Here is a 12063-nt window from a genome sequence, read left to right on the forward strand (position 1 = left end):
ATCGGCACAGCTACACTCCAGCGATTGCAACTCCACAGATCCACACATCAACAAGGAATCGTTATGCAGATCGGTAGTGTGCTTTTGCTTTTTGTCGGCCTGGTGGTCGCCATTCTGTTCATGGGTTTCAAGGTCGTGCCCCAGGGCTTTGAATGGACCGTCGAGCGTTTCGGTCGCTACACCAACACGCTCAAGCCAGGGCTGAACGTCATCATTCCGGTCATGGACCGCATCGGGCGCAAGATGAATGTGATGGAAAGCGTGCTGGATATTCCGCCGCAGGAAGTCATCACCTCCGACAACGCCACGGTGCAAATCGACGCCGTGTGTTTCTTCCAGGTGGTCAACACGGCCCAGGCCGCCTACGAGGTGAACAACCTCGAACATGCCATCCGCAACCTGCTGCAAACCAACATCCGTACGGTACTCGGCTCGATGGAACTCGACGCCATGCTCAGCCAACGTGACGGGATCAACGAAAAACTGTTGCGCACTGTCGACGAAGCGACCGCGCCGTGGGGCATCAAGATCACCCGGATCGAGATCAAGGACATCAGCCCACCCGCCGACCTGATGGCGGCGATGTCGGGGCAGATGAAAGCCGAACGGATCAAGCGTGCCCAGATCCTCGAGGCCGAGGGCCTGCGCGCCGCAGCGATCCTGACCGCCGAAGGCAAGAAGCAGGCGCAGATCCTCGAAGCCGAAGGCAGTCGCCAGGCCGCCTTCCTGGAGTCCGAAGCCCGCGAGCGGCAAGCCGCGGCAGAAGCCCAGGCGACCAAAGTGGTGTCCGAAGCCATCGCCAGCGGCAACGTGCAAGCGGTCAACTACTTCGTGGCGCAGAAGTACATCGATGCGCTGGGCAAGCTGGCTTCGGCCAACAACAGCAAAGTGATCCTGATGCCGCTCGAGGCCAGTTCAATGATCGGCGCAGTCGGTGGCATTGGCGAAATCGTCAAGGCCACTTTCGATAACAAGAAAGCCTGAGGCGCGCCATGTGGGCATTTTTGCAGCACCTTTCGTTCTGGGACTGGTTGGCGCTGGGCACGGTGCTGTTGATTCTCGAAGTGTTCGGCGCCGGCGGTTACCTGCTGTGGATCGGCATGGCCGCGGCAGCCGTGGGCGTCTTGACCTTCCTGCTGCCGAGCTTGTCCTGGGAATGGCAGTTTCTGTTGTTCGGCCTGCTGTCGATCACCACCGCGTTGTACTGGTGGCGGCGTCAGCGCACGGCGATGCGTCCGAGCGATCAGCCGCACCTGAATCTGCGCGGCCAGGAACTGATCGGCAAAACCTTTGTGGTGCATGAAGCGATTATCGACGGTCGCGGCAAAATCAAGGTGGCCGACGGCGTGTGGATGGCCCGAGGACCGGACGCTGCACTAGGTAGCCGCGTGCGGGTGGTTGGCCAGCAAGGCGCGATCCTGCTGGTCGAAGCAGCGGAATAGGCGACCACGGAACTCGATTGGGGGTTGGCAATCCAACCGCGTAGTCAACCCAGTGGAGTCACCCTGTCATGCGTTTCAAACTTGCTGTCGCTACCGTCGCGCTGTTGTCCCTGCCTGTCGGTTCGGCGATGGCCGATACTTTTTGGCGTAACGTTCTTACCTCCGGTGCAACCACCGGTTCGAGCTATCTGACATCCAAGGATAACAAGATGGTCGTCGCGGCCCAGGACGATGCCAGCAGCTTCGTCGCCAGTGATGGCAGTATCCGCGGCCCGTACCTGGAAGCGGCCATGCAGAAAGTCCGCGCCGACAATCCTGGCCTGCAAGCCACGGACATGGAGTTGGCGAACGCGATTCTGGCGAAGAATGCCGTGGCTTCGAAGTAAGCGTTGCGAATGAAAAATGCCGCTCACATGAGCGGCATTTTTTTGCCCCGAGATTACAAACCCCACGTTCACCGAGCCTCCCTGTAGGAGCGAGCCTGCTCGCGATAGCGGTGGATCAGTGAAATATTCAGTGACTGTCACACCGCATTCGCGAGCAGGCTCGCTCCCACAGGGGTTACGTGCATCCAGAAGTGTCAGCGGTAATCATCCACCGGCACACAGGCACAAAACAGATTCCGGTCCCCATACACATTGTCCACCCGGTTCACTACCGGCCAATACTTGTGAGCCTTGGTGTGCGCGTCCGGCGTGACCGCTTGCACGATGCTGTACGGCCGCTCCCACACGCCGGTGATGTCGGCCAACGTATGCGGCGCACCTTTCAACGGGTTCTCTTCAGCCGGCCAGTTACCATTTTGCACCTCGTTGATTTCCGCGCGGATGCTCAGCATCGCCCCGATGAAACGGTCCAGTTCCGCCTTCGATTCACTTTCGGTCGGCTCGACCATCAGCGTCCCCGGCACCGGAAACGACATGGTCGGGGCATGGAAGCCGTAGTCCATCAGGCGCTTGGCCACGTCCTCTTCGGTAATGCCGGTCAACGCCTTGAGCGGTCGCAGGTCGAGGATGCATTCGTGGGCCACCCGCTCGTTGCGCCCGGTGTAGAGCACCGGGAAGGCACCGGACAAATGCCGCGCCAGGTAGTTCGCGGCGAGGATCGCCACTTCGCTGGCGTCCGCCAGTTGCGGCCCCATCATGGCGATGTACATCCAGCTGATCGGCAGAATGCTTGCGCTGCCCCAGGGCGCTGCGCTGACGGCGCCATTTTGCGGGTGCGGTCCGTCGATCGGCACCACCGGATGGTTGGCCACGAACGGCGCCAGATGCGCCCGAACACCAATCGGCCCCATGCCCGGCCCACCGCCACCATGGGGAATGCAGAAGGTCTTGTGCAGGTTCATGTGCGAGACATCGGCGCCAATATCGGCCGGCCGCGCCAGCCCGACCTGGGCGTTGAGGTTGGCGCCATCCATGTACACCTGACCGCCGTGATGGTGGATCACTTCACAGATTTCGCTGATGCCTTCCTCATACACGCCATGGGTCGAAGGATAGGTCGCCATCAGGCAGGCAAGTTTGTCTGCCGCCTGCGCGGCTTTTTCCTTGAGGTCATCAAGGTCGACGTTGCCCGCCTCGTCACATTCGACGATCACCACGCGCATCCCGGCCATTTGCGCCGACGCGGGATTGGTGCCGTGAGCCGACGAAGGAATCAGGCAAATGTCGCGGCCACCCTGTTGACGGCTCTCATGGTATTTGCGGATCGCCAGCAGCCCGGCGTATTCGCCCTGAGCACCGGAGTTGGGCTGCATGCAGATCGCGTCGAAACCGGTGATCGCGCACAGCCAGCGTTCCAGTTCTTCGATCATCAGCCCGTACCCGACGGCCTGTTCCTTGGGCACGAACGGATGCAGGTTGGCGAACTGCGGCCAGGTAATCGGGATCATCTCGCTGGTGGCATTGAGCTTCATGGTGCAGGAGCCCAGCGGGATCATCGATTGATTGAGCGCCAGGTCCTTGTTTTCCAATTGCTTGAGGTAGCGCAGCATCTCGGTTTCGCTGTGATGGGCGCTGAACACCGGATGGCGCAGATAAGGCGAAGTTCGCGCCAGCCCTTCGGGAATTCCGCCAGGCAAGACTTCGGCATCCAGGGCGTCGATGCTGAGCCCGTGATCGGCCCCCAGAAACACGTCGAACAGCTTCGCCACGGTGCCTTCGTCGCAGGCCTCGTCGAGGCTCAGGCCCAGTTGGCCGCGCCCGAGAATGCGCAGGTTGATCTGTGCGGCCCGGGCACTTTCGATGATCGCTGTCTGGGCTCCGCCGACCTCCAGCGTCAGGGTGTCGAAGAAGTGCCGGTTGACCCGGGTGATACCGTTGCGTTCAAGCCCGGCGGCAAGGATGCAGGTCAGTCGATGAACCCGCTGGGCGATCCGCTTGAGCCCTTCCGGGCCGTGGTAGACCGCATAGAAACTGGCGATATTGGCCAGCAGCACCTGGGCCGTGCAGATATTGGAGTTGGCCTTCTCCCGGCGGATGTGTTGCTCGCGGGTTTGCAGGGCCATGCGCAGGGCGGTGTTGCCCCGCGCATCTTTTGAAACACCGATGATCCGCCCGGGAATCGCTCGCTTGTATTCATCGCGACTGGCAAAAAATGCCGCGTGCGGCCCGCCGTAACCCATGGGCACGCCAAATCGCTGGGACGAGCCGAACACCACATCGGCACCCAGTTCACCCGGCGGGGTCAGCAACAACAGGCTCAGCAAATCCGTGGCGACACATACCAGGGCCTGTTGCGCGTGCAGGTGATCAACCAGCGGCCGCAGGTCGTGGATTTCACCGTGGGTGTCGGGGTATTGCAGCAGCGCGCCGAACACCTGGTGCTGCTTCAAGTTATCCACAGCGTCGACGATCAGCTCGAAGCCGAAACCTTCAGCGCGGGTCTGCACCACGGAAATGGTTTGCGGGTGGCAGTTTTCGTCGACAAAGAACAGGTTGCTTTTGGACTTGGCGACCCGCTTGGCCAGGGCCATGGCCTCCGCCGCGGCGGTGGCCTCATCGAGCAGAGAGGCATTGGCCAGTTCCAGACCGGTCAGGTCGATGGTCAGTTGCTGGAAGTTCAGCAGCGCCTCGAGCCGCCCTTGTGCGATCTCCGGCTGATAGGGGGTGTATGCGGTGTACCAGCCGGGATTTTCCAGCACGTTACGCAATATGACGGCCGGTGTGAGGGTGCCGTGGTAGCCCATGCCGATCAGGCTGGTCCAGACCTGGTTCTGCTCGGCATAACCACGCAGCTTGGCCAGCGCGGCCTCTTCATCGAGTGCCGGGGGCAGGTCCAGCGCCCGGTTGAGGCGGATGCCCGGCGGCACCGTTTGCTCGATCAATTCGACCCGACTGCCCAGGCCGAGGCTGTCGAGCATCGCCTGTTGCTCGGCGGCATCGGGTCCGAGGTGACGGCGCAGAAAGGCATTGGGGTCGCGTAACTGGCTCAGGGACGGCAATTGGGACATGACGGGCTCTCTCTTGACTGGCGCTCGGCGTCGATGCAACACGGTCAAAACAGCATAGCAGTCGATCTTCGCGTGGATGACGTGGCGCGGTCGACCAATCCGGATCATCATGTCCGTCGCCAACTTAATGTCCGCTGATCGGGTGACTGTATCCATGAGCCAACTGCCTTTCCTGCCGTTTTCCAAACCCACCATCGATGAAGCCACGATTGCCACCGTCGGCGAGGTATTGCGCTCGGGCTGGATTACCAGCGGCCCCAAGGTCCAGGCCTTCGAAGCGCAACTTTCGGAGTATTTCGGTGGGCGCCCGGTACGCACCTTCAATTCCGGCACCTGCACCATGGAAATCGCCTTGCGCATTGCCGGGGTCGGGCCGGGCGATGAAGTGATCACTACGCCGATTTCCTGGGTGGCCACCGCCAACGTCATTCTGGAGGTCGGCGCCACCCCGGTGTTTGCCGACATCGACCCGGTGACCCGCAACATCGATCTGGATCAGCTGGAAGCGGCGATTACCCCCCGCACCAAAGCCATCATCCCGGTGTACCTCGCCGGGTTGCCGGTGGACATGACGCGGTTGTACGCCCTGGCGAAAAAGCACGGCCTGCGGATCGTCGAAGATGCGGCCCAGGCACTCGGCTCCAGCTGGAACGGCCAGCGCATTGGCTCGACGGGGGATTTCGTGTCCTTCAGTTTCCAGGCGAACAAAAACGTCACCTCCTCCGAGGGCGGTTGCCTGGTGCTGAATACGGCCGAAGAAGTACGACTGGCAGAGAAGTACCGGCTGCAGGGCGTTACCCGCAACGGCTTCGATGGCCTGGACGTCGACGTGCTGGGTGGCAAATTCAACATGACCGACGTCGCCGCGGCCATTGGCCTTGGGCAATTCGCTCATATCGAAACCATTACCGCTCATCGCCGTGACCTGGCCCGGCACTATTTCGCCTGCTTTGGCGAGGATTTCGAAGCGCAGCACGGCGCGCAATTGCCTCCGGCGGATTTTACCCACAGCAACTGGCATTTGTTCCAGCTGGTATTACCGGAACGTACGGACGGCAAACCGGCGCGGGCGACTTTCATGGAGCAGATGCAGGCATTGGGTGTCGGGATCGGCTATCACTACCCGCCGATTCACCTGTTGAGCCTTTACCGCGAGCGTGGATTCAAGGAAGGCATGTTCCCGGTCGCCGAGCGGGTCGGTCGGCTGATTGTCTCGCTGCCGATGTTCACGGCGATGAGCAAAGCCGATGTCGAGCGTTCGGTGGCGGCGGTGAAGGCCGTACTCAAGCCTTGAACCATCCGTGTAGGAGCCGGCAGCATCCAGCAGCTTTTCCAGGTCTGCAGCGTTGCTTGGCTTGAGCTTGAAGATCCACGCGCCGTACGGGTCGCTGTTGAGCAGTTCCGGCGAAGCGCTCAGCTCTTCGTTGACCGCGATCACTTCACCGGCAATCGGGGAGTAGATGTCGGAAGCGGCTTTGACCGATTCAACGACACCAGCCTGATCTTCAGCGGCAAACACGTTGCCGACTTCAGTCAGCTCGACAAATACCACATCACCCAGCGCTTCCTGCGCGTGATCGCTGATGCCCACGGTGACGGTGCCATCGGCTTCCAGACGTGCCCATTCGTGACTTTCGGCAAAACGCAGGTTGGCAGGGATATCGCTCATGTTCTGTGTCCTCAGGAAAAGGGTCGGCGGGCATGCCCGCCAGAAAAGGTTAGATCAAGGTTTTGCCGTGACGTACGAAGGTCGGTTTGACCACTCGGACCGGGTACCACTTGCCACGGATTTCCACTTCAGCGCGGTCGGCAGTAGCCATCGGCACGCGCGCCAGTGCAATCGACTTGCTTAGCGTAGGAGAGAAACTACCACTGGTGATCTCCCCTTCGCCAACATCGGCGATACGGACCACCTGATGAGCACGTAAAACCCCGCGCTCCTCAAGGACCAGACCGACCAGTTTGTGCTGCACACCGGCGGCCTTTTCGGCTTCCAGGGCCTTGCGCCCGATGAACTGCCGGGTGGCAGGCTCCCAGGCGATGGTCCAGGCCATATTGGAGGCCAATGGTGAAACATCTTGCTGGATGTCCTGACCGTAAAGGTTCATGCCGGCTTCGACCCGCAAGGTATCCCGTGCGCCAAGGCCGATGGGAGAAATCCCGGCTCCGACCAGATCGTTGAAAAAGCCGGGCGCCTGATCAGCGGGCAGAATGATTTCCAGGCCGTCTTCGCCGGTATAACCGGTGCGCGCGATGAACCAGTCACCATCGGGCAGGCCTTCGAAGGGTTTGAGTAGCTGGATCAGGTTGCCGCGGGACTGGCTGACCAGCTCGGCAATTTTCTGCCGGGCGTGGGGGCCCTGGATGGCCAGCATCGCCAACTCGGAACGTTCGCGAAGTTGCACGTCGAAACCGTCGAGATGAGCTTGCATCCAGGCTATGTCCTGATCGCGAGTGGAGGCGTTGACCACCAGGCGATAACCCGCATCGAGACGGTAGACGATCATGTCGTCGACGATCCCGCCCTGCTCGTTGAGCATGGTGCTGTACAACGCACGGCCGGGGCTGTGCAGGCGTTCGACATCATTGGCCAGCAAATGCTGAAGCCAGGCTTTTGCCTGGGAGCCACCGACGTCGATCACGGTCATGTGGGATACATCGAAGACACCGCAATCGCGGCGCACCTGATGGTGTTCCTCGACCTGCGATCCATAATGCAGAGGCATGTCCCAACCGCCAAAATCGACCATCTTCGCGCCAAGTGCGAGATGAAGGTCATACAGAGGCGTACGCTGTCCCATGGGTTTCTCCTTCCGGGCGTGGCGAAGGTGCGGGCAGGTGCTGCACGGACTGAATGCCTTGAAACAAGGGCCTTCAGCCGCTTTCAGCTACCTGGTCTGTCAGACGGACCGCACCGAATGCCGCGCATTGTAGCCGCAAGGTGTAGGACTGACACCTAGCTGTTTCGATGTGCTGAACGCCGAATCAACCCGATGACCGGTAACAGCCCGACCAGCACCAGGGTCAATGCCGGCAAAGACGCCCGCGCCCATTCGCCTTCGCTGGTCATTTCGAAGATTCGCACCGCCAGCGTGTCCCAGCCAAACGGGCGCATCAGCAAGGTTGCGGGCATTTCCTTGAGCACATCGACGAACACCAGCAGCGCGGCGCTCAGCGTGCCGGGTAATAACAACGGTAGATACACTTTGAAAAACAGTCGTGGCCCACTGACGCCCAGGCTACGTGCCGCTTCGGGCAAAGATGGCCGTATACGTGCCAGACTGCTTTCCAGTGGCCCATAGGCCACCGCAATGAAGCGCACCAGATAGGCCAGCAACAACGCCGACAGACTGCCCAGCAGCAGCGGCTTGCCCGCGCCACCGAGCCAGCCCGAGAGCGGGATCACCAGCTCGCGATCCAGGTAACTGAACGCCAGCATGATCGACACCGCCAGCACCGAACCGGGCAAGGCGTAACCCAGGTTGGCCAGACTGACCCCGGAACGAATGACCCGGGTGGGCGCCAGTCGTCGGGCGAATGCCAGTAACAAGGCAACGCTTACGGTGATCAACGCCGCCATCGCCCCCAAATACAAGGTATGGACGATCAACCCGGTATAACGCTCGTCGAGATCGAAGCGCCCACGCTGCCAGAACCACACCATCAGTTGCAGCATTGGAATGACAAAGGCGCAGGCAAATACCAGCCCGCACCATGTCACGGCTGCCAGTGCCTTGAAGCCTCGCAGGTGATACAGCGCCTTGACCCGTGGTCGCTCGTTGCTCGCCCGGTTGGCCCCGCGAGCACGCCGTTCGCCATACAGTACTAGCATCACCACCAGCAGTAGCAGACTGGCCAGTTGCGCGGCGGACGACAGACTGAAAAAACCGTACCAGGTCTTGTAGATGGCCGTGGTGAAGGTATCGAAATTGAACACCGACACGGCGCCGAAGTCCGCCAGGGTTTCCATCAGTGCCAATGCCACCCCTGCACCGATGGCTGGCCGCGCCATGGGCAGAGCTACCCGCCAGAACGCTTGCCAGGGCGATTGGCCAAGGACCCGCGCCGCCTCCATCAGGCCTTTGCCCTGGGCGAGGAAGGCCGTACGGGCCAGCAGATATACATAGGGATAGAAAACCAGCACCAACACCACAATCACCCCGCCCGTGGAGCGCACGCGTGGCAGTCGCAGACCACTACCGAACCACTCGCGCAGCAGGCTTTGCACGGGCCCGGCGAAATCCAGCAGGCCGACAAACACGAACGCCAGCACGTAGGCCGGTATCGCGAAGGGCAGCATCAGCGCCCAATCGAGCCAGCGCCTGCCGGGGAATTCACAAAGGCTGGTCAGCCAGGCGAGGCTGACGCCCAGCAGGGTGACTCCCGCACCGACACCAAGCACCAGCGTCAGCGTGTTGCCCAGCAGGCGCGGCATCTGCGTGTCCCACAGGTGGGACCAGATTTGAACGTCGATGGTTTGCCAGGAAAGCAGCAGAACGCTCAGGGGCAACAGGACCAAAGCCGCGATGGCGAAGACGACTGGATACCAGCGGCGTTGGGCGGGATGGGCCAAGGAAAAGCTCTCTGGATAAATCTTGGAGTTTAGGGAAAACGCAAAAAGATCGCAGCCTGCGGCAGCTCCTACATTGGGTTGATGATCACCCTGTAGGAGCTGCCGCAGGCTGCGATCTTTAGCTTTTTTAAAACCGACTCAGTTCCAGCCAGCCCTGTCCATCATGCGGATCGCTTCAGCCTGGCGCTTGCCGGCAATTTCCACCGGCAAGGTATCGGCAATGAATTTGCCCCAGGCCGCCACTTCTTCAGAAGGTGCCACCGCCGGGTTGGCCGGGAACTCCTGGTTCACGTCGGCAAAGATTTTCTGCGCTTCAGGGGTGGTCATCCACTCCACCAGGGCCTTGGCCGCTTCCGGGTGTGGCGCGTGTTGTGTCAGGCCGATACCTGACAGGTTGATGTGTACGCCACGGTCAGCCTGGTTCGGCCAGAACAGTTTCACCGGCAGGTCTGGTTTCTGCTTGTGCAGGCGACCGTAGTAGTAGGTGTTGACGATTCCAACGTCGCACTGGCCGGCGTTGATCGCTTCCAGCACGGCGGTGTCGTCGGAGAACACGTCGGTGGACAGGTTCTTGACCCAGCCCTTGAGGATTTCCTCGGTCTTCTCGGCGCCGTGCACTTCGATCATGGTCGCGGTCAGGGACTGGTTGTAGACCTTCTTCGCCGTGCGCAGGCACAGGCGGCCTTCCCATTGCTTGTCGGCCAGCGCTTCGTAGGTGGTCAGTTCACCCGGCTTTACCCGATCAGTGGAGTAGGCAATGGTCCGCGCCCGCAGGCTCAGGCCAGTCCAGGCATGAGAGGCGGCCCGGTATTGCAGCGGAATGTTGGCGTCGATGGTTTTCGAGGTGAACGGCTGGAGGATGCCCATCTGCTCGGCTTGCCAGAGGTTGCCGGCATCGACGGTGAGCAGCAGGTCGGCCGGCGTATTCGCGCCCTCGGCCTTGAGCCGCTGCATCAGCGGCGCCTCCTTGTCGGTGATGAACTTCACCTTCACGCCGGTCTTGGCGGTGTAGGCATCGAATACTGGTTTGATCAGCTCGTCGATACGCGAGGAGTAGACCACCACCTCGTCAGCAGCCTGGGCGGCGGTGCTGCCGATCAGGGTCAGGGCCAGTGCGGTCAGTAGACGCTTTGGTGCCAACATGGGAGCGGTCCCTCGATTGAAAATGAGGGCAAATGATAAGGACTCACATTTACCTTCTCAATCGAACCTGTCCGCGGAGGAGTTACCAGATGTTGCGCAGGCGTTAAAATTTACCGCGTTCCATGTAGGAGCTGCCTCAGGCTGCGATCTTTTGATGTTGAAGAGCAAGATCAAAAGATCGCAGCCTGCGGCAGCTCCTACAGGGGAACCTCGCCGGCAGCCTCAACAAAAATCAGGCCTTGGCGAGAACGGGCAAATCCCCGATCAACCCCAGCGCTTCACGCACGAACAACGCCTTGGCTTCCGGCATCTTCTCCACCATTTTCAACCCGGTATTACGCAACCAACGCACCGGCAACGGATCAGCCTGGAACAACCGCTCGAAGCCTTCCATCGCCGCCATCAGTGCCAGGTTGTGAGGCATGCGCCGACGCTCGTAACGACTGAGGACTTTCACATCTGCCAGACGTTCGCCTCGTGTTGCCGCTTGCAGCAACACTTCGGCCAGCACGGCGGCATCGAGGAATCCGAGATTCACCCCCTGCCCGGCCAACGGGTGAATGGTGTGGGCCGCGTCGCCGATCAACGCCAGACCTTCAGCCACATAACGCTTGGCATGTCGCTGGCGCAGGGGCACGCACAACCGTGGGTCGGCGCTGAGCACTTCACCGAGTCGCCCCTCGAAGGCGCGCTCCAGTTCTTTGCAGAAACCCTGGTCATCCATCGCCATCAGGCGTTCGGCTTCGCCAGGCGTGGTCGACCAGACGATCGAACACCAATCCTGTTGGCCGTCGCGCTCAAGGGGCAGGAACGCCAACGGACCGTTGTCGGTGAAGCGCTGCCAGGCCGTCATTTGATGCGGTTTGGCGCAACGCACGCTGGTGACGATAGCATGGTGCAGATAATCCCATTCGCGAGTCGCGACCCCGGCCAAGCGCCGCACCGCCGAGTTGGCGCCATCCGCTGCGATCACCAGCGGCGCGCGCAGGGTGCGGCCATCGGCCAGGGTCAGCAGCCAGTCATCGCCGGAGCGGCGCATCTGTTCCAGGCGCGCATTGGCCAGCAACCCCAGATCGCAATCGTGCAGGCGCTCGAGCAAGGCATCCTGGACCACGCGGTTTTCGACGATATGCCCCAGCACCTCGGTATGCACGCTGGCCGCCGAGAAGTGGATTTGCCCGGTGCCGCTGCCATCCCAGACCTGCATGTCGGTGTAGGGGCTGCTGCGCCGCCCGGCGATGCCATCCCAGACGCCGAGGCGTTCGAGAATCCGCTGGCTGGCGGCCGACAAGGCGCTCACCCGCGGTTCAAAAGCGGCCTGAGCGTTGAAGGGTTTGACACTCATGGGGCTGCCGTCCAGCAGCAGGACTTCCAGCCCGCTGCCCTGCAACGCCAGCGCCAGGGCGCTGCCGACCATTCCGGCCCCGACAATCAGCAGATCTGCGCGCATT

9 protein-coding genes and 1 pseudogene are annotated in these 12063 nt (G+C 61.2%); 4 read left to right on the forward strand and 6 right to left on the reverse strand.

Features of this window, described 5'->3' with window-relative positions; genetic code table 11:
- The first annotated feature begins 63 nt into the window (after window positions 1–63).
- From AC1D19_RS08940 to AC1D19_RS08950, 3 genes are all read left to right on the forward strand, one after another.
- Window positions 64–984 carry an SPFH domain-containing protein gene (locus AC1D19_RS08940; RefSeq protein WP_046039079.1) on the forward strand — a complete coding sequence of 307 codons (921 nt, stop codon included), beginning with the start codon at window positions 64–66 and terminating at the stop codon, window positions 982–984.
- An 8-nt stretch (window positions 985–992) separates the two neighbouring features.
- Complete coding sequence (locus tag AC1D19_RS08945; RefSeq protein ID WP_477759739.1) at window positions 993–1442, forward strand: NfeD family protein; 450 nt, start codon at window positions 993–995, stop codon at window positions 1440–1442.
- A 68-nt stretch (window positions 1443–1510) separates the two neighbouring features.
- Window positions 1511–1828 (forward strand): DUF2388 domain-containing protein, encoded by a 318-nt coding sequence (locus AC1D19_RS08950; protein WP_477753086.1) that lies wholly within the window; start codon window positions 1511–1513, stop codon window positions 1826–1828.
- A 194-nt stretch (window positions 1829–2022) separates the two neighbouring features.
- On the opposite strand, the gene gcvP is transcribed toward AC1D19_RS08950, so the two are convergent.
- Window positions 2023–4896, reverse strand: coding sequence for an aminomethyl-transferring glycine dehydrogenase (gcvP, locus tag AC1D19_RS08955; RefSeq protein ID WP_477762993.1), 2874 nt, complete (start codon window positions 4894–4896; stop codon window positions 2023–2025).
- 154 nt (window positions 4897–5050) lie between these two features.
- Between gcvP and AC1D19_RS08960 the strand changes: the two genes are divergently transcribed.
- The gene (locus tag AC1D19_RS08960) at window positions 5051–6190 is read left to right on the forward strand and encodes a DegT/DnrJ/EryC1/StrS family aminotransferase (protein WP_477762994.1); all 1140 of its coding nucleotides are present in this window, start codon (window positions 5051–5053) and stop codon (window positions 6188–6190) included.
- A 15-nt stretch (window positions 6191–6205) separates the two neighbouring features.
- Here the strand turns inward: AC1D19_RS08960 and gcvH are convergent.
- The 5 genes and pseudogenes from gcvH to AC1D19_RS08985 form a co-directional block, all read right to left on the reverse strand.
- A pseudogene (gene gcvH, locus AC1D19_RS08965) lies at window positions 6206–6565 on the reverse strand (glycine cleavage system protein GcvH); the annotation flags it as partial.
- A gap of 49 nt (window positions 6566–6614) precedes the next feature.
- Entirely contained in the window at window positions 6615–7697 is a 1083-nt protein-coding gene (gcvT, locus tag AC1D19_RS08970) for a glycine cleavage system aminomethyltransferase GcvT (RefSeq protein WP_477762995.1), read from the reverse strand.
- A gap of 155 nt (window positions 7698–7852) precedes the next feature.
- Window positions 7853–9469 (reverse strand): ABC transporter permease, encoded by a 1617-nt coding sequence (locus AC1D19_RS08975; RefSeq protein WP_477753091.1) that lies wholly within the window; start codon window positions 9467–9469, stop codon window positions 7853–7855.
- Between the two features lie 138 nt (window positions 9470–9607).
- Window positions 9608–10612, reverse strand: coding sequence for an extracellular solute-binding protein (locus AC1D19_RS08980; RefSeq protein ID WP_477762996.1), 1005 nt, complete (start codon window positions 10610–10612; stop codon window positions 9608–9610).
- A gap of 232 nt (window positions 10613–10844) precedes the next feature.
- Window positions 10845–12062 (reverse strand): 2-octaprenyl-3-methyl-6-methoxy-1,4-benzoquinol hydroxylase, encoded by a 1218-nt coding sequence (locus tag AC1D19_RS08985; RefSeq protein WP_477763145.1) that lies wholly within the window; start codon window positions 12060–12062, stop codon window positions 10845–10847.
- Window position 12063 lies beyond the last annotated feature (1 nt).

This window comes from Pseudomonas sp. P1_C12 (genome assembly GCF_056406435.1).

Coding starts and splice junctions, on each gene's coding strand:
- gcvT (WP_477762995.1), bottom strand. CDS start 7,697: ATGGGACAGCGTACGCCTCTGTATGACCTTCATCTCGCACTTGGCGCG.
- AC1D19_RS08960 (WP_477762994.1), top strand. CDS start 5,051: ATGAGCCAACTGCCTTTCCTGCCGTTTTCCAAACCCACCATCGATGAA.
- AC1D19_RS08940 (WP_046039079.1), top strand. CDS start 64: ATGCAGATCGGTAGTGTGCTTTTGCTTTTTGTCGGCCTGGTGGTCGCC.
- AC1D19_RS08945 (WP_477759739.1), top strand. CDS start 993: ATGTGGGCATTTTTGCAGCACCTTTCGTTCTGGGACTGGTTGGCGCTG.
- AC1D19_RS08985 (WP_477763145.1), bottom strand. CDS start 12,062: ATGCGCGCAGATCTGCTGATTGTCGGGGCCGGAATGGTCGGCAGCGCC.
- AC1D19_RS08950 (WP_477753086.1), top strand. CDS start 1,511: ATGCGTTTCAAACTTGCTGTCGCTACCGTCGCGCTGTTGTCCCTGCCT.
- AC1D19_RS08980 (WP_477762996.1), bottom strand. CDS start 10,612: ATGTTGGCACCAAAGCGTCTACTGACCGCACTGGCCCTGACCCTGATC.
- gcvP (WP_477762993.1), bottom strand. CDS start 4,896: ATGTCCCAATTGCCGTCCCTGAGCCAGTTACGCGACCCCAATGCCTTT.